This window comes from Castellaniella sp., assembly GCF_034675905.1.
Lineage (GTDB): Bacteria > Pseudomonadota > Gammaproteobacteria > Burkholderiales > Burkholderiaceae_B > Castellaniella.
This window is the reverse complement of sequence record NZ_JAUCCV010000002.1, coordinates 343,260-360,705: the sequence shown is the minus strand read 5'-3', so window position 1 is coordinate 360,705 and position 17,446 is coordinate 343,260. Positions and strand designations below refer to the sequence as shown.

The 17,446-nt window shown below is 64.3% G+C and carries 14 protein-coding genes and 1 pseudogene; 9 read left to right on the top strand and 6 right to left on the bottom strand.

Features of this window, described 5'->3' with window-relative positions; all coding sequences use genetic code 11:
* Positions 1–106: 106 nt before the first annotated feature.
* From ettA to VDP79_RS02840, 5 genes are all read left to right on the top strand, one after another.
* Positions 107–1,780 carry an energy-dependent translational throttle protein EttA gene (gene ettA / locus VDP79_RS02860; protein WP_323016722.1) on the top strand — a complete coding sequence of 558 codons (1,674 nt, stop codon included), beginning with the start codon at positions 107–109 and terminating at the stop codon, positions 1,778–1,780.
* Between the two features lie 53 nt (positions 1,781–1,833).
* Positions 1,834–2,391 carry an isochorismatase family protein gene (locus VDP79_RS02855; protein ID WP_323016721.1) on the top strand — a complete coding sequence of 186 codons (558 nt, stop codon included), beginning with the start codon at positions 1,834–1,836 and terminating at the stop codon, positions 2,389–2,391.
* A gap of 117 nt (positions 2,392–2,508) precedes the next feature.
* On the top strand, positions 2,509–2,736 hold the full coding sequence (locus tag VDP79_RS02850; protein ID WP_323016720.1) for a glycine zipper 2TM domain-containing protein: 228 nt from the start codon (positions 2,509–2,511) through the stop codon (positions 2,734–2,736).
* 219 nt (positions 2,737–2,955) lie between these two features.
* A complete protein-coding gene (locus tag VDP79_RS02845) occupies positions 2,956–4,761 on the top strand; it encodes an acyl-CoA dehydrogenase C-terminal domain-containing protein (RefSeq protein ID WP_323016719.1) in 1,806 nt (601 codons plus the stop codon).
* Positions 4,762–4,894: 133 nt separating this feature from the next.
* Complete coding sequence (locus VDP79_RS02840) at positions 4,895–5,779, top strand: AEC family transporter (protein ID WP_323016718.1); 885 nt, start codon at positions 4,895–4,897, stop codon at positions 5,777–5,779.
* A 107-nt stretch (positions 5,780–5,886) separates the two neighbouring features.
* Here VDP79_RS02840 and minE read toward each other — a convergent pair.
* From minE to VDP79_RS02820, 4 genes and pseudogenes are all read right to left on the bottom strand, one after another.
* Positions 5,887–6,132, bottom strand: a pseudogene (minE, locus tag VDP79_RS02835) (cell division topological specificity factor MinE); the annotation flags it as partial.
* A gap of 2 nt (positions 6,133–6,134) precedes the next feature.
* Positions 6,135–6,950, bottom strand: a complete 816-nt coding sequence (gene minD, locus VDP79_RS02830) for a septum site-determining protein MinD (RefSeq protein WP_323016717.1) — start codon at positions 6,948–6,950, stop codon at positions 6,135–6,137.
* A gap of 102 nt (positions 6,951–7,052) precedes the next feature.
* Complete coding sequence (minC, locus tag VDP79_RS02825; RefSeq protein ID WP_323016716.1) at positions 7,053–7,805, bottom strand: septum site-determining protein MinC; 753 nt, start codon at positions 7,803–7,805, stop codon at positions 7,053–7,055.
* A gap of 6 nt (positions 7,806–7,811) precedes the next feature.
* A complete protein-coding gene (locus VDP79_RS02820) occupies positions 7,812–9,563 on the bottom strand; it encodes a glutamine--tRNA ligase/YqeY domain fusion protein (protein WP_323016715.1) in 1,752 nt (583 codons plus the stop codon).
* A 32-nt stretch (positions 9,564–9,595) separates the two neighbouring features.
* Here VDP79_RS02820 and VDP79_RS02815 point away from each other — a divergent pair, with 32 nt between their 5' ends.
* From VDP79_RS02815 to ruvB, 4 genes are all read left to right on the top strand, one after another.
* On the top strand, positions 9,596–10,945 hold the full coding sequence (locus tag VDP79_RS02815) for a cytochrome ubiquinol oxidase subunit I (protein ID WP_323016714.1): 1,350 nt from the start codon (positions 9,596–9,598) through the stop codon (positions 10,943–10,945).
* On the top strand, positions 10,942–11,991 hold the full coding sequence (locus tag VDP79_RS02810; RefSeq protein WP_323016713.1) for a cytochrome d ubiquinol oxidase subunit II: 1,050 nt from the start codon (positions 10,942–10,944) through the stop codon (positions 11,989–11,991). The genes VDP79_RS02815 and VDP79_RS02810 overlap by 4 nt, the downstream gene beginning before the upstream one ends.
* 3 nt (positions 11,992–11,994) lie before the next feature.
* Positions 11,995–13,743, top strand: a complete 1,749-nt coding sequence (locus VDP79_RS02805; RefSeq protein WP_323016712.1) for a ClcB-like voltage-gated chloride channel protein — start codon at positions 11,995–11,997, stop codon at positions 13,741–13,743.
* 92 nt (positions 13,744–13,835) lie between these two features.
* Positions 13,836–14,897 (top strand): Holliday junction branch migration DNA helicase RuvB, encoded by a 1,062-nt coding sequence (gene ruvB, locus VDP79_RS02800; RefSeq protein ID WP_323016711.1) that lies wholly within the window; start codon positions 13,836–13,838, stop codon positions 14,895–14,897.
* A 15-nt stretch (positions 14,898–14,912) separates the two neighbouring features.
* Here the strand turns inward: ruvB and recQ are convergent, their stop codons facing one another.
* Together recQ and ruvA are read right to left on the bottom strand one after the other, a co-directional pair.
* The gene (recQ, locus tag VDP79_RS02795) at positions 14,913–16,820 is read right to left on the bottom strand and encodes a DNA helicase RecQ (RefSeq protein WP_323016710.1); all 1,908 of its coding nucleotides are present in this window, start codon (positions 16,818–16,820) and stop codon (positions 14,913–14,915) included.
* Between the two features lie 7 nt (positions 16,821–16,827).
* Positions 16,828–17,412 carry a Holliday junction branch migration protein RuvA gene (ruvA, locus tag VDP79_RS02790; RefSeq protein WP_323016709.1) on the bottom strand — a complete coding sequence of 195 codons (585 nt, stop codon included), beginning with the start codon at positions 17,410–17,412 and terminating at the stop codon, positions 16,828–16,830.
* Positions 17,413–17,446 lie beyond the last annotated feature (34 nt).

Here is a 17,446-nt window from a genome sequence, read left to right as displayed (position 1 = left end):
GGTCCGGGAATCCAGGAAGTCGGTCTTTTCGCATTGTACGTTCCCCGGCCTACAATCGATCCTTTGTGCGGCTGAATTCCTCGGCCCGAGCTTTGACGGTGACGCCATGGCACAGTATGTGTATTCCATGAACCGGGTGGGCAAGATCGTGCCCCCCAAGCGCCAGATCCTGCGCGATATTTCCCTATCCTTCTTTCCCGGCGCCAAGATCGGCGTGCTGGGCCTGAACGGCTCCGGCAAATCCACTTTGCTGAAGATCATGGCCGGGGTGGACAAGGACATCGAGGGCGAAGCCGTCCCCATGGCGGGCTTGCACATCGGCTATCTGCCCCAGGAACCGCAGTTGGATCCTGACCACACGGTGCGCCAGTCCGTCGAAGCCGGCCTGGGGCAGGTGTTCGAAGCCCGCAAGCGGCTGGACGAGGTCTATGCCGCCTACGCCGAACCGGATGCCGATTTCGACGCGCTGGCCGCCGAACAGGCTGAACTGGAGTCCGTGATCGCGGCAGCCGCCACCAGCGGCAGCGACGATATCGAAACCCAGATGGAAATCGCAGCCGATGCCCTGCGCCTGCCGCCCTGGGATGCCGTGGTCGGCAAGCTGTCCGGGGGGGAAAAGCGTCGGGTGGCCCTGTGCCGCCTGCTGCTCTCCAAGCCCGACATGCTGCTGCTGGACGAGCCCACCAACCACCTGGATGCCGAATCGGTGGAATGGCTGGAAGTCTTTCTGCGCCAGTTCCCGGGCACGGTCGTGGCCGTGACTCACGACCGCTATTTCCTGGACAATGCCGCCGAATGGATCCTGGAATTGGACCGCGGGCATGGCATTCCCTGGAAGGGCAATTACAGTTCCTGGTTGGAACAGAAAGAAGACCGGCTGAAGCACGAGGAATCCGCCGAATCCGCCCGCCAGCGCACGATCAAGAAAGAACTGGAATGGGTGCGGCAGAATCCCAAGGGCCGCCAGGCCAAGGCCAAGGCCCGTCTGGCACGCTTCGAGGAACTGTCTTCGCACGAATACCAGAAGCGCAACGAGACGCAGGAAATTTTCATCCCTGTAGCGGAACGTCTGGGCAACGAGGTCATCGAGTTCAGCAATGTGTCCAAGTCCTTTGGCGAACGGGTGCTGATCGACGACCTCAGCTTCAAGGTCCCGGCGGGCGCCATCGTGGGCATCATCGGCCCCAACGGCGCCGGGAAATCCACGCTGTTTCGCATGATTGCAGGCCAGGAGACCCCGGACTCCGGCCAGGTCATCCTGGGCCAGACGGTCAAGCTGGCCTATGTGGATCAGTCGCGGGACTCTCTGCCCGACGATAAAACCGTGTTCGATACGATCGCGGACGGCGCCGATCTGCTGACCGTGGGGCGCTTTGAAATGCCGTCGCGCGCCTATCTGGGCCGTTTCAACTTCAAGGGTGCGGATCAGGGCAAGCAGGTCGGCAAGCTGTCGGGCGGTGAACGCGGCCGCTTGCATCTGGCCAAGACCTTGATCGCCGGGGGCAATGTGCTGCTGCTGGACGAGCCGTCCAACGATCTGGACGTGGAAACCCTGCGGGCCCTGGAAGACGCCTTGCTGGAATTCGCCGGTTGCGTGCTGGTCATTAGCCATGACCGCTGGTTCCTGGATCGGATCGCCACGCACATTCTGGCCTTCGAGGGCGATTCCAAGGCCGTGTTCTTTGACGGCAACTATCAGGAATACGAGGCCGACAAGCGCCAGCGCCTGGGCGAGGAAGCGGCCCGGCCGCATAGAATCCGCTATAAGGCTTTGAAATAAAAGAGCTGCCCGGCTGCAAGCAGCCGGGCAGCTCTGGTGCACAGGAGCGCATCATGAAATACATCGATGTGAATCGGGCCTTGATGACCGCCGACACCAGCTTGCTGCTGATCGTGGACATGCAGGAAAAACTGCTGCCCGCCATTCAGGACGTCGAGGCGCTGCGCAGCCGGGTCGCCCGCTTGGCTCAGGCGGCCCGCCTGTTGTCGGTGCCGGTCTGGGCTACGGAACACTGGCCGCAGAAGATCGGCCCGACCCATGCCGATCTGACGCTGCATGTCGATCGGACCATCGCCAAGACGCATTTCAATGCCTGCCGCGAGGCGGCATTTCTGCAGGATTGGCCGGGGGGCCGCCGCAGAGTGTTGTTGACAGGCACGGAAGCGCACATCTGCGTGTTACAAACCGGGCTCGGCTTGGCGCAGGCAGGCTATGAGCCGGTCTTGGTGACGGATGGCATCGGGTCCCGGCGCCCGGCCGACCAGGCAGCGGCCTGCGAGCGCTGGCGTCGGTACGGCCTGGAAACCATCACAGCAGAAATGGCTATCTACGAATGGCTGGAAACGCCGGATCATCCGGCCTTTCGCGATGTGCTGGCCTTGGTGAAATAAGGCGTTCCCGGCCCTTCCAGGCGGCCTGGGCCGAAACAACTGTAGCCTCGGCTCACAGTTTCCGGCCTGGGAGCGGGTTATAAAGCAATCAAGGTATTCACAGAAGGAGAACCTCCTATGTCTATTAGCGCCCTTGGGAAATTCAGTGCAGTGCTGGTGTTGGCGACTGCCATGGCAGGCTGCTCATCCTGGGACAACATGAGCCATCGTCAGAAATCCGCCGTGACCGGCGCCGGCCTGGGCGGTGTGGCGGGGGCCGTGATCACAGGGGGCGGTATTCTGGGAACTGTCGGTGGCGCAGCCATCGGCGGCGTGATCGGGGATCAGGTGGGTAAGAACCGCTGATCTTCCGGATGGCAAGATCCCATCTGGGGGAAATTCCCTCAGCTTGCTCAAAAGGCCCCGTCAGGGGCCTTTTTGTTGTGATGGTCCGGTAGGATAGACCTTGACTTTCCCCTCAATCTCGACTTAAATTCAAACGATCGTTTGAATTAATAATTGACTTGGTTGCCCAAGGCCTCGGCGTTTCGCCGGCCGGACAGCCATCCACCCGGAGACCTGGAGATGCCTGACTATAAAGCCCCCCTGCGCGAAATCCGTTTCGTGCGCGATGAGGTCCTGAATTATCCTGACCACTATCAGTCCCTGCCGGGTTGCGAAGATGCGACGCCGGACATGGTGAACGCCATCCTGGAAGAGGGCGCGAAATTCTGTCAGGAAGTCCTGGCGCCGCTGAATCAGGTCGGCGACCGCGAAGGCTGCACATGGTCGCCCGAAGGCGTCGCCACGCCCAAGGGCTTCAAGGAAGCCTATACGCAGTACGTGGAAGGCGGCTGGCCGGCCCTGTCGCATGACCCTGCTCATGGCGGCCAGGGGCTGCCGGAATCGCTGGGCATGGCCATCAGTGAACTGATGGGCGAAGCCAATTGGGCCTGGGGCATGTACCCGGGCTTGTCGCATGGCGCCATGAACACTTTGCAGGCGCATGGCACCCAGGAACAGCAAAAGACCTATCTGGAGCCCCTGGTGTCCGGGCAATGGACCGGCACCATGTGCCTGACCGAACCCCACTGTGGGACCGATCTGGGCATGCTGCGTACCAAAGCCGAACCCCAGGCCGATGGCAGCTACCGGATCAGCGGGACCAAGATCTTCATTTCCGCCGGTGAACACGACATGGCGGAGAACATCGTGCACATCGTGCTGGCCCGCCTGCCGGACGCGCCTGCGGGCACCAAGGGCATTTCCCTGTTCATCGTGCCCAAGTTCCTGCCGGATGGGCAGGGCGGTCTGGGTGCGCGTAACGCCGTCAGCTGCGGGTCCATCGAGCACAAGATGGGTATCCACGGCAACGCCACTTGCGTCATGAATTTCGACGAGGCCACCGGCTATCTGATCGGTGCGGCCAACAAGGGCCTGAACTGCATGTTCACCTTTATGAACACGGCGCGTCTGGGGACGGCCATCCAGGGTCTGGCGCACGCTGAAATCGCTTTTCAGGGCGCCAACCGATATGCGCACGACCGTCTGCAGATGCGCGCGCTGAGCGGCCCGAAGTTCCCCGATCAGCCGGCGGACCCCATCATCGTGCACCCTGACGTGCGCCGTATGCTGCTGACCATCAAGGCGTTTGCCGAAGGCAACCGCGCGCTGCTGTATTACGCTGCGCAGCAGGTGGATATCGCCCATTACAGCCAGGATGCCGAACAGCGCGAACTGGCGGACAAGCTGCTCAGTTTCCTGACGCCGATCGCCAAGGCCTTCATGACGGAAACCGGCTTTGAGGCCGCCAATCTGGGCGTGCAGGTGTTCGGCGGCCACGGCTATATCTCCGAACACGGTATGGAACAGAATGTGCGCGACAGCCGCATTTCCATGCTGTACGAGGGCACCACCGGCGTGCAGGCGCTGGACCTGCTGGGCCGCAAGGTGCTGATGACCCAGGGCGAGACCCTGCGCGCCTTCACCAAGGTCGTGCATAAGTTCTGCAAGGCGCAAAGCGGCAACCGGGCGATTTCCGAATTCGTGAAGCCGCTGGCCGAGCTGAACAAGGAATGGGGCAGCCTGACTATGAAGATCGGCATGTCGGCCATGACCAACCGCGAAGCGGTGGGCGCGGCATCGGTCGATTATCTGATGTATTCCGGCTACGTGACCCTGGCGTATTTCTGGGCCGACATGGCGCGGGTCGCCGCTGAAAAGCTGAAATCCGGCGAAGGCGACAAAGCCTTCTACCAAGCCAAGCTGCATACGGCGCGCTTCTACTTCACCCGCATCCTGCCGCGCACCCTGGCGCATGCAGAAGCCATGAAGGCAGGACCCGCGGTGTTGCTGGATATGCCGGCCGAGGATTTCGCGCTGGGCTATTGATCGTCAGCGATCGATGCGGCTTAGCCGCCATCGCTAGGCAGGGGCCGCACGCTGTGCGGCCCCTGCCGTTTCTGCGCAGAGCAGATCGCCTGCCGCAGTACACTGGCCGCTTTGTCTTGTCCGTGATCCCGACATGCTGTTGACCTTGCTGAACATCGTCCTGCCGGTTTTCGCCGTCGCGGCCCTGGGCTATGCCTTCGGGCGGCGTCAGGGGCGTGCGCCGGACATGGGCTTCATCAATCATGCCAACGTCATGGTGTTTTGTCCGGCGCTGGTGTTTTCGGCCTTGCTGGCCAATCCCGTCGACCTGGCGCAGGGTTGGCCTCTGGTGGCGGCAGGCATATTGATCATTGTCGTGCCGGGGTTGCTGCTGGCCTGCGTGCGTTGTCCCGGTGTGTCGCGTCCCGCTTTCCTGGTGCCGGGCATGTTCCGCAATACCGGCAATATCGGCATTCCCCTGATGATGCTGGCCTATGGCAAGGATCTGCTGGGCGACATTGTCGTGCTGTTCGTCTTGTCGAACCTGCTGCATTTTTCTCTGGGCTTGTTCATGCTGTCGCGCGGCGGCGACCGCTGGCTGTGGCTGCGCAATCCGAATGTCTGGGCGGCGGTCCTGGGGGTGCTGCTGGCTCCGCACCGGGACTGGATCCCCGGCTTTGTCACGACGTCGATCGACCTGACAGGGCAAATCGCCATTCCCTTGATGCTGTTCGGGTTGGGCGTGCGTCTGTCCCAGGATCGCATCGAGCAGCTGGGCCTGGCTCTGCGCATCAATGGCCTGTATCTGCTGGCTGGCCTGTTGACGCTGCCGATTGTGCTGTGGGTGCTGCCCTTGACGCCGGAATGGTCGCGTCTGGTGGCCTTGTCGGTGATGCTGCCCCCGGCCGTCCTGAATTATCTGCTGTGCGAACAGTATCGGATCGAGCCGCGGACGGTCGCCAGCGTGGTGTTGCTGGGCAATGTGCTGTCCGTGGGGATCATTCCGCTGGTGGTCTGGGCGACGCTGACCTGGTTGTGAGCCGGCGCTTGCGCCGGGGCAGGAGCGGGCCGGGAATGGTTTAGCGGCCTTTGCGCCCCGTCCCGGAATTGATGCTTAGGTTCGTTCAGTCCCCTGCGTTTTTGCGCCTGCGGCATCTCGATTTTGACTTCCAGGACTTCCAGGGAATCCTGGCGGTCCAGATTGACCTTGATGTCGTCCGGATTGATTTTGACGTATTTCGAGATCACCGCGATCAGTTCCTGCTGCATCTGCTGCAGGAAGTCCGGGCTGCGGCCGCTGCTGCGTTCGTTGATCAGAATCAGCTGCAGGCGGTCTTTGGCGATGTTGGCCGAATTCTTCTTTTGTCCGCGTAGAAAGTCCAGGAACGCCATGCTTATTTACTCCCGAAAAGCCGTTTGAGCAGGCCCGGTTTTTCGTAGTCTACAAAACGCAGCGGCTTTTCTTCGCCCAGATAGCGGGCGACCACATCCTGGTAAGCCAGGGCCACGTCGGATTCGCCCTTGTGGATGGCGGGGATGCCTTCGTTGGAGGCTTGCAGGACGATTTCGGATTCGGGGATCACGCCGATCAGGCGGATGCGCAGGATGTCTTCGATGTCGCCCAGCGACAGCATTTCACCGTCGGCCACGCGCTTGGCGTTGTAACGGGTGAGCAGCAGGTGTTCCTTGACCGGGTCTTCGCCTTTTTCTGCGCGGCGGGACTTGGCCGACAAAATCCCCAGGATGCGGTCCGAGTCGCGGACCGAAGAGACTTCCGGGTTGGTGACGATCAGGGCGTCGTCGGCGAAATACGAGGCCATGATGGCGCCGGTTTCGATGCCGGCGGGCGAATCGCAGACGATGTATTCAAAGTCCATGGCATGCAGGTCGTTCAGGACCTTTTCCACGCCTTCGCGGGTCAGGGCGTCTTTGTCGCGGGTCTGGGACGCGGGCAGGATGTACAGATTGTCCAGCTGCTTGTCGCGGATCAGCGCCTGGTTGAGCGAGGCTTCACCCTGGATGACGTTGACGAAGTCATACACGACCCGGCGTTCGCAGCCCATGATCAGGTCCAGGTTGCGCAGGCCGACGTCGAAGTCGATGACCACGGTCTTGTGGCCGCGCATGGCCAGCCCGGCCGAAAAGCTAGCGCTGGTGGTGGTCTTGCCCACGCCACCCTTGCCGGAAGTGACTACAACGATGCGCGCCATGGTGTCGGTATTCCCCTGTTTTCAAAATTCATGACATCGTAAAGCAAAACGCGGATGGATATCGGGATGGTCGTCGCCGAACGTATCCGCATCTGACGATTTCTATAAGGCCTGGATCCGCAGCGTGTCGCCGTCCAGTGTGATCCGGGCGGCTTGATTATGCAGGGTTTTGGGCAATTGGGTTTCGACGACCCGGTAGACCCCGGCGATGGCCAGCAATTCCGGGTCCAGCTGGGTGGTCAGGATCATGGCGTCGGTGCGCCCCTGAGCCCCGGCCATGGCCTTGCCACGCAAGGGTCCATAGACATGGATATGGCCATCAGCGATGACTTCGGCCCCTGGGCTGACTTGGGCCATGACGATCAGATCGCCGCCCTTGGCGTAGATCCGCTGGCCCGAGCGCAAGGGATGGCGGATGACCAGGGTCTGGCTGGCAGGTGCTGCAGGTGCGGGGTCCTGGGGGATTGGCGCGGCATCGGCGGCTGCCGCTGGCGCGGCGGGCATGTCGTGTGGCGCATCCTGCGGGCCTGTCCCGCCGGCGGGCCGGTTGGCGGATGCGTCCAGCGGCGCCAGCCCGGCCTTCAGGGCGGAGGCCTGCAGCGCCGGGTCGGCCTGCACCCCGATGGGATGCAGATGGTATTTGCGCATGGCGGCTGCCAGGGCCTTCCAGTCGGGGGCCTGATCCAGGCCCTGGGCGTCGAGAATGACGGGTTCGTTTTCGTAGAATGCGCCCGCGTCGCGCATGCGCTCGTCCAGCGCCTGCAGCAGCGCAGGCGTGTCGGACGTATACAGGACGGTGCGCAGCGTATAGAGCGTTGCGCTTTTGAAGTCCAGGATGTCGGATCGGGAGCCCATGACGCGTCAGACCCAGGTGTCGCGCAGGGTCACGGTGCGGTTGATCACCGGACGGTCGACAGTGGATGCTTCGCGGTCTGCGATGAAATAGCCCAGTCGTTCGAATTGCCAGCCGGCGCCGGGTTCGGCGCGGGTGCCGGGTTCCAGCCAGGCCTGCACGACGCGGCAGGAATCCGGATTGATGGCCTGCAGGAAATCCTGGTCGCCACGGTCGGGGTGGGCCTCGCGGAACAGCCGGTCGTACAAGCGGATTTCCGCCGCGATGGCGTGCTTGGCGCTGACCCAGGTGATGGCGCCCTTGACCTTGATCGCATCGGCGCCCGGGGTGCCGCTGCGCGTGTCGGGCAGATATTCGCAATGGACTTCGACGACGTCGCCCTGATCGTTTTTGACGCAGCCGGTGCAGCGCACCACATAACCGTATTTCAAACGCACCAGATTGCCGGGGAACAGGCGGAAATATTTTTTGGGCGGATCTTCGCGGAAGTCGTCGCGTTCGATCCACAGTTCGCGAGTCAGCGGGAATTCGCGCCGCGCGCCGTCGGGTTCGTGGGGGTTCACCGGCGCGGAACAGGGCTCGGTATGGTCAGCCGGGAAGTTCGTGATGACGAGCTTGACCGGGTCCAGTACCGCCACGGCACGCGCCGCAATCGGGTCCAGATCGTCGCGCAAGGCCTGTTCCAGCACGCTGTAGTCGATGCGGGAGTCGGCCTTCGAGACGCCGATGCGGTCGCAGAACAGGCGGATGGCGCCGGGTGAATAGCCGCGGCGGCGCAGGCCCGCCAGGGTCGGCAGGCGCGGATCGTCCCAGCCCTGGACGTGGCCTTCGACGACCAGCTGACGCAGCTTGCGCTTGCTGGTGACGACGTAGCTGAGGTTCAGGCGGGCGAATTCGTACTGGTGCGGCAGCGGCGCAGCCAACTGGCCCAGTTCGCTCAGGCGTTCCAGGATCCAGTCGTAGAACGGGCGCTGATCCTCGAATTCCAGGGTGCAGATGCTGTGCGTGATGCCTTCCAGGGCGTCTTCGACCGGATGCGCCCAGGCGTACATGGGATAGATGCACCAGGCGTCGCCCGTGCGGTGATGGCTGACGTGGCGGATGCGGTAGAGCACCGGGTCGCGCAGATTGATATTGGGCGAGGCCATGTCGATGCGTGCCCGCAAGGCCATGGCGCCGTCCGGGTGCTTGCCGGCCCGCATGTCGCGCAGCAGGTTCAGGGATTCGGCCGCAGGACGGTCGCGCCAGGGGGAGTCCGTGCCCGGTTCGGTCAAGGTGCCGCGGGTGGCCCGCATCTGGTCGGCGGATTGTTCGTCGACATAGGCGTGTCCGGCCTGGACCAGCGCCTCGGCGAATTGATAGAAGGTTTCGAAATAGTCGCTGGCGAAGTACTGGTGTGGCGTGCCGTCGGCCGTCCAGTCGAAGCCCAGCCAACGGACCATGTCGATGATGGCCTGCACGTATTCGTCTTCTTCTTTTTCGGGGTTGGTGTCGTCGAAGCGCAGATGGCAGATGCCCTGGTAATCGCGCGCCAGCCCGAAATTCAGGCAAATGCTTTTGGCGTGGCCGATGTGCAGGTAGCCATTGGGTTCAGGCGGAAAGCGGGTGCGGATGCGGGCGGGGTCGATCGCGCCGGCAAGGCGCGCGCTGGCGGCGCTGGGCGGAGGCGCCCATTGTCGATCCTGGTAGCGGCCTGATTTCAGGTCGTTGTCGATGATGGTGCGCAGAAAATTGGAAACAGGCGCGGCGTCGGTGGTCATACTGTCCGGTGCATAATAAACTAGCGCACATTATGACTCAAACCGCGTGGGTACTGTCGCTGACCCAGTTCTATCTGGGACTGGGCTTCATGTTGTTCTTCCTGGCGCTGGAGCTCGGCCTGGCGTGGGTGCTGTTCGTCCTGCGCCTGCGGGCGGGCCGCGAGGCAGCGGCGTTGCTGGCTTATCGCTTCTGGGTGCGCATTTACGCCTTGGCCTTGATCATCGGCTTTGCGGCCAGTCTGCCGCTGCTGCTGCAACTGGGCACGCTCTGGCCGGACTTCATGGATCGGGCAGGCGAGGTCGCCGGGCCGCTGCTGGCCATGGCCATCCTGACCACCTTTGTTTTCAAGTCCTGCTTTCTGGGCGCCATGCTGTATGGCCAGCGGCCCCTGTCCGACCGGGCGCACACGACGGTCGTGGGCATGGTGGCGTTGGGGACATCGCTGACCGCCTGGTGGATCGTGGTCCTGCTGGCCTGGCTGCAATGGCCGGTGGGCGCGACCTTGACGGAAAATCATTATCAAATCAGCAGTTGGGCAGCGCTGCTGGGCGGCGCAGCGCCGGCGCTGTTCGGCGTATTGGTATCAGGCGGGCTGATGCTGGCGGCAACGCTGATGCTGTCTATTACCGCGCAGCGCACGCGGTCGCGGCCCAGTGACGAGGGCGATCGGGCCATCTTTGCCGGCGGCGCCCGGCTGCTGCTGCTGGCGCTGGTGCTGCAGATCGGTCTGGCGGCCTGGCTGGGCAGCCAGTTGTTGCCCGTCCAGCCAGCGCGGGTGGCTGCCGTCGTGCCGCAATGGCAGAGCGGTCCGGTTCAGCCCTTGTCTCTGTTGGCCTGGCTGGATGTGCCTGCGGGCCGCAATGCCTGGGTGCTGGCCGGTCCGCCTGTGCCGTCGGGCTGGTTGTCCGGGGCGGCTGCAACGGATGCCGGCGCGGTCGCGACGCTGCCGGGGCTGAATGATCTGATGGGCATGCGTCCCCCCGTCTGGCTGACCTATGCCAGTTCGCGTCTGGCCGTTTTCCTGACGGGCTTGCTGGCGCTGATGGCGTTGGTGGCCTGGTGGCGGGGGCGTCGCCTGGGTTTCGAGCCGGATAGCCTGACGGACTCCGGGCGCGTCTGGCTGCAAGGCATGGCCTGGACGGCCTTGGTCCTGCAGGCTGTCGGGTGGGGGCATTTGCTGGTGGGCAGCTTGCCCTATGCGATCTACGGCACGGTGACGCTGCGTGAAATCGGCACGGTGCAGGCGCTGGACAGCTTGTGGCTGGTCCTGGGGGTGCAGGTGCTGGTGTATGGCGCCCTGGCGCTGGGGTTTCGTCAGTTATTGGGTCACACGATGCGCTACGGCGTGGTGCCGGTGGCTCGTCATCGGGGGCGCGCATGATCGATTCACTCGCCGCCCTGGTGGGCTTGGGTGCGCAGGACCCTGCATTCTGGATGCCTTTGGCATTGATGGGGGTGTTTTTCGCAACGCTGGTGGCTGGCGTGCTGCTGGATGGCTTCGATATCGGCGTGGGCTGCGTGTCCCTGGTAGCGCCGGCAGCCTTGCGGCCGCGCATGTTGTCTCTGCTGGGGCCTTGGCGGGATGCCAATGAATTCTGGCTGTTTCTGGGCATCGGCGTGCTGGCGGCCGCGTTTCCCTATGCCTGGTCCCAGACGCTGGGCCGCCTGTATCTGCCGCTGTCCCTGCTGGGGCTGGGCACCTTATTGCGCTCGGTCTGTTTTGAATGGCGTCTGCGCGCGCCGGTGGAACAGCAAGGGGTATGGCGCTTCGGCTTTGGGGTAGGGGCGGTGCTGGTGGCGTTTTCCCACGGCTATCTGCTGGCTCGGGTCGTCGTCGCCTACGAAACCGGGGCGGGTTATACCGGTTTTGCCGTCTTGATGGGGATCTGCTCGGTGGCGGTTTACAGCCTGCTGGGGGCCGCCTGGCTGATGATGCGCGAGGCGGGCGAACTGCGGGTCCGGGCCGTCGGCTGGGCGCGGCGCACCCTGCGCTGGAGCGCGGTGGGGGCCATCGGGGTGTCGGTTGTGCTGGATTTTTCCAATGCCGGCGTCTTCCTGAAATGGGGAGATGGCGATCATTGGTATGCGGTTGCGCTGATCTGGGGCGTGTTGCTGCTGTGCTTTGTGCTGACGGAGATGACCCTGCAGCGCATGATCGCGCATAGCTATCGCTCGACGGCCCTGCCCTATGCGCTGGTGCTGGTGATCCTGCTGCTGCTGCTGGGCGGTCTGGCATACAGTTTCTTTCCCTATGTCGTGCTGGACGAGGTCACCCTCTGGGATGCGGCCGCTCCGGTGGTGACCCTGCGTCTGGCGCTGTCGGCCACCGTCGTCGCCTTTCCGGTGGCGCTGATGTTCAATCTCTGGGTGTACTGGCGCATGCTGGGGCGTTCGCGCCCCCCCAGTCCTCCGGATTTTCACGGCTGATTCATGCAAAGACCTGATCTGCGAGCGCAGGCCGATGGCGTGGCGGCCATGTTGTTCTGGGCCGCCTTGGCCGGGGTGGGCGGGGCGGTCGTCACGATCGCCTTTCATGCCGGCATCCATGCCATCCAGCGTTTGTTCGCCGAACAACCCGGCCTGATCACGCAGGTCATGGGCAGTCTGTCCTGGCCTTTGCGGCTGCTGGTGCCCGCCGTGGGTGGCTTGTGCGCCGGTCTCTTGCTGGTGGCGGCCCGCCGGGTCTCGCGTGACAAGCATTCCAGCTATATGGAGGCCGTCGCCATCGGCGATGGCCGCATGTCCCTGGGGCAGGGGGTGCTGCGTTCCCTGTCCTCCTTGTGTACGGTGGCGTCGGGCGGTTCGATCGGGCGCGAGGGCGCCATGGTGCATCTGGCGGCGCTCTGGTCGTCGGGTCTGGGGCGCTTGCTGCGGGTCGAGAGCGCCCATCTGCGCCTGCTGGCAGCCTGCGGCGCCGCCGCCGGGGTGTCGGCTGCCTATGGGGCGCCGTTGGCCGGCGCCGTATTCGTGGGCGAAATCATCCTGGGGTCGATGTCCTTCCAGAATTTCGGGCCGTTGCTGGTGGCGGCCGCCGTGTCCAGCCTGGTCATGTACCTGACCGGCAACTACGAACCGCGCTACCCCATGCCGGACTTGCAGGCGATCCCGTTCGAACTGCTGCTGCCCTGTCTGGCCCTGGGTGTACTGGCCGGCGTGGGAGCGGCCCAGTTCCTGCGCTGCATCCATGGCGTCAAGACGCTGTTTGCCCGCACCGGGCTGGGGCTGCCGCTGCGCCTGGCGCTCGGGGGGCTGCTGCTGGGAGCCTTGCTGACCCAATTGCCCGATATGGCCGGCAATGGCAATCGGGTAGTGCTGTCTCTGCTGCACAACGATTGGGCTTGGCAGACCGTCCTGCTGATGTTGCTGTGCAAAGTCCTGGCCACGGCGCTGACGGCGGGTTCGGGCGCCGTGGGCGGGGTGTTCACCCCTACCTTGTTCGTCGGCGGCGCCCTGGGCGTGTTGTTCGGTCAGGTGCTGGGTGATGCCTGGCCGGTGCTGGCCGGGCATGGCGCCGTGTTCGCCCTGGTGGGCATGGGCGCTTTTCTGGCGGCGGCCACCAGCGCGCCGTTCATGGCGATCCTGATGGTGTTCGAGATGACGCTCAGCTACCAGATCGTGCTGCCGTTGGTGCTGGCCTGCGTCATCGCTTATTTTGTGTCGCGCGGCTTGGCGCAAGCCGTCATGTACGAAGTCACGCTGCATCACGAGGACAATCAGGCGCTGCGCCAGCGCCTGCGGCAGGCTCGGTTGGACAGCCTGTTGCGACCGGCGGAAACCGTGGTGCGCACGACGACGCCGGTGCGTCAGGCCCAGGAAATGTTTCTGGATTATCCCGTCAAGTATCTATATGTGGTGGACGAGGAGAACGCCTGGCAGGGCGTCATCGCCCAGCAGGATCTGACCCGCATGATGTTGGGGGAAATCGATGTGGCGGCCAAGACCTGCGGCGATGTGCTGCGCCTGGACTTCGTCAAGCCCCTGTATCTGGATCTGAGCCTGGACGAGGCCCAGGCGCAATTCAGCGCATTCCAGGGCGAACGCCTGCCCGTCGTCAGCCGCGACCGGCCGGCGCAGCTGCTGGGGGTGGTCTACAAATCGGATCTGCTGGAGCGCTATTCCCAGTTGAAGCGGGCCGTGGACAGCGAAGACGCCTTTGTGCTGTCGCCGCGGCGGCGGTAAGGGACGGGGCCTCGTCGGACCCTTACGATATACTGTGATTTTGCACAGTCGGATGTCCGGCTGTGTCAGGCCTTTTTGCGACGCGGCGTGTTATGGCGATACAACCCGATTCCTTGTCTTCCGGGACACCAGAACCCCGGCTGGTGGCCCCCGATGTCGCATCACACACCGAAGACTCCATCGAACGCGCCTTACGGCCTAAATCACTGGGCGATTACGTCGGCCAGCAGCGGGTCTGCGAACAGCTGGATATTTTCATCTCGGCGGCTCGCCAGCGCGGGGAATCCCTGGACCATGTGCTGTTGTTCGGCCCGCCGGGCCTGGGCAAGACCACGCTGGCGCATATCGTGGCCCATGAAATGGGGGTGCAATTGCGCCAGACCTCCGGCCCCGTGCTGGAACGTCCCGGCGACCTGGCCGCCATGCTGACCAACCTGGAACGCAACGACGTTCTGTTCATCGACGAAATTCACCGTTTGTCGCCGGTGGTGGAAGAAATCCTCTACCCGGCGCTGGAAGACTTCCAGATCGATATTCTGATCGGTGAAGGCCCTGCGGCCCGCAGCGTGAAACTCGATCTGCAGCCCTTTACCCTGGTGGGGGCGACGACCCGCGCCGGCATGCTGACCAATCCGCTGCGTGATCGCTTCGGCATCGTGTCGCGGCTGGAATTCTATTCCGCCGACGACCTGACCCATATCGTACGGCGCAGCGCTGGGTTGCTGGGGGCCGACATGACGCCCGAAGGCGCGGCGGAAATCGCCTGCCGTTCGCGGGGTACGCCGCGTATCGCCAACCGCCTGTTGCGGCGCGTGCGCGACTATGCCGAGGTCCGGGCGCAGGGGCGTATCGACATGGCGACGGCGCAGGCCGCCTTGTCCATGCTGGAAGTCGATCCCCAGGGACTGGATCTGATGGATCGCAAACTGCTGGAAGCCATCGTGCATAAATTCGATGGCGGGCCGGTGGGGGTGGACAGTCTGGCGGCCGCGATCGGCGAGGAACGCGACACCATCGAGGACGTCATCGAACCCTATCTGATCCAGCATGGCTATCTGCAGCGCACCCCCAGGGGGCGCGTCGCCACCCGCCGCTGCTGGGAACACCTGGGCCTGAAAGCGCCCGCCGCCGGGGGCGGCACAGAACTGTTCTGACAGGCGTCCGGCAGGCTAGTCGCTGACTTCCTGCACGCAGGCCACCACGTCGGCGCCATAGGTTTCCAGCTTGCGGGCGCCGACGCCGCTGATGCCGGCCAGGGCATCCAGGCTGTCGGGGCATTGCAGGGCGATTTCACGCAGGGTGGCGTCGTGAAAGATCACGTAGGCGGGCAGGCTGTGTTCTTTGGCGACGCGCGCGCGCCACGCTCGCAGGTGCTCGAAGCGGGCCAGGGCATCCGGCGGCAGGGCGTCCAGCTGGGCGGCCGTGGTGGTGCGCTGGCGGCTGGCCTTGGCGCGTTTGACGGCCACGGGGCGCAGCATCAGGGTGCGTTCACCCTTCAACACGGCGCGGCTGGCTTCTGTCAGGGTCAGGGTGCCGTAGCCTTCCAGATCCACCGTCAGCAGTCCCAGGGCCAGGGCCTGGCGCAAGATGCTGCGCCAGGTATCCACCGACAGGTTTTCCCCTACGCCAAACACGCTGAGCGTGTCGTGCCCGTGCTGCTTGACGCGATCCGTCATCTGACCGCGCAGGATGTCGATCAGGTGGCCGCCGCCAAAGCGCTGGCCGCGTTCGCGCCACAGGCGGTAGATGGCCGACAGCAGTTTTTGCACGGCCACGGTCCCGTCCCAGGCGGCGGGAGGTTCCAGGCAGGTGTCGCAATTGCCGCAGGGTTGGATCGTTTGGCCGAAATAGGCCAGCAGATCCTGGCGCCGGCAGGTGACGGTTTCGCACAGGGCGAGCATGGCGTCCAGCTGGCGCACCTGACGGCGCTGATGTAGGGAATCACCGTCGGAATCATCGATCATGCGCCGCTGCTGCACCACATCCTGCAGGCCATAGGCCAGCCAGGCGTCCGCCGGCAGGCCGTCGCGCCCGGCACGACCGGTTTCCTGGTAATAGCCTTCGATGGATTTGGGCAGGTCGATGTGGGCGACGAAACGCACGTCCGGCTTGTTCACTCCCATGCCGAAGGCGATGGTGGCGACCATGACGATGCCGTCTTCACGCAGGAAGCGGGATTGGTGCTCGGCGCGGGTGCGGGCGTCCAGTCCGGCGTGATAGGGCAGGGCAGGGATGCCGTTGCGCGCCAGGAATTCCGCGGTCTGTTCCACGCGGTTGCGTGACAAGGCATAGACGATGCCGCATTCCCCCGCGTGTTCCGCGCGGATGAAATCCAGCAGCTGGCGGCGGACCTCCTGTTTTTCGATGATGCGGTAGCACAGGTTGGGGCGGTCGAAGCTGGCGACGAACTGCGGGGCGTCCTGCAGCGCCAGACAGGTGACGATGTCGCTGCGGGTGGCGGCGGTGGCCGTGGCGGTCAGCGCCACCCTGGGCACGCCGGGCCAGCGTTCCGCCAGCAGATTCAGGCCCTGGTATTCGGGGCGGAAATCATGCCCCCATTGCGAGACGCAGTGGGCCTCGTCGATGGCGAACAGGGCGATGCGGCCCTGATCCAGAAAATCCAGACAACGCGGGGTCAGCAGCCGTTCCGGCGCGACGTACAACAGATCCAGCGCACCGCGCAGAAAGGCGCGTTCGACTTCGCGGGCCTGGCCCGGCGTCTGGGTGGAATTCAGAAAAGCAGCCCGCACCCCCAGTTCCTGCAGCGCGTCGACCTGATCCTGCATCAGCGCGATCAGGGGGGAAATCACGATGCCGGTGCCCGGACGCACCAGGGACGGGATCTGATAGCACAGCGATTTGCCGCCGCCGGTGGGCATCAGCACCAGCGCATCGCCGCCGGCGATGACATGGTCGATGATGGCCTGCTGTTCCCCCCGGAATGCCTCGTAGCCGAAGACGGCGTTCAAGGCGTCCAGGGCTGACTCGTATTGGACCGGGGGCGGCTCGGCCACCCGATGCGCCGCCTGTACCGGTTCGCCGTCCATGTCCCAGAGGGGGATGTCGTATTCGTCCATGCTGGCGTCAGGCGCGGGAAAGCGCCTTCAGGGCCTGGCGGATGCCGTCTGACACGTCCAGGCCTTCCGGCAGGGCGCCGATGGCGCGTCGCGCCTCGGCGCTGGAATAGCCCAGCGCCAGCAGCGCGTTCAGGACGTCGCTGCCGTTCGTGCCGACCGGGGCGCCGTCCGCGCGGGGCGCGCCGGCCAGGGGGGTGAGCTTGTCGCGCAGTTCCAGCAACAGGCGCTCGGCAGTCTTTTTGCCGATGCCCGGCACCTTGATCAGCCGCCCGGATTCCTGTTGATCCACGGCGTCGGCCAGGTCTTCGACGCTGAGGCCGGACAGCACCGACAAAGCCGTGCGCGCGCCGATGCCCGTGACCTTGATCAGCGCCCGGAAGGCGCTGCGTTCGGCAGCGGTCGCAAAGCCGTAGAGGACATGCGCGTCGTCGCGGATGGCCAGATGCGTGTGCAGGCTGACGGTCTGACCGACGGGGGGCAGCTTGTAGAGCGTGCTCATGGGCACGTCCAGTTCATAGCCCAGGCCGCCTGTCTGGATGCAGACGGTGGGTGGGCTGAGTTCGAGCAGGGTGCCGGTGATGCGGCCGATCATGATGGATTCCTGGACGTCTGGTGGTGCGGGGCGG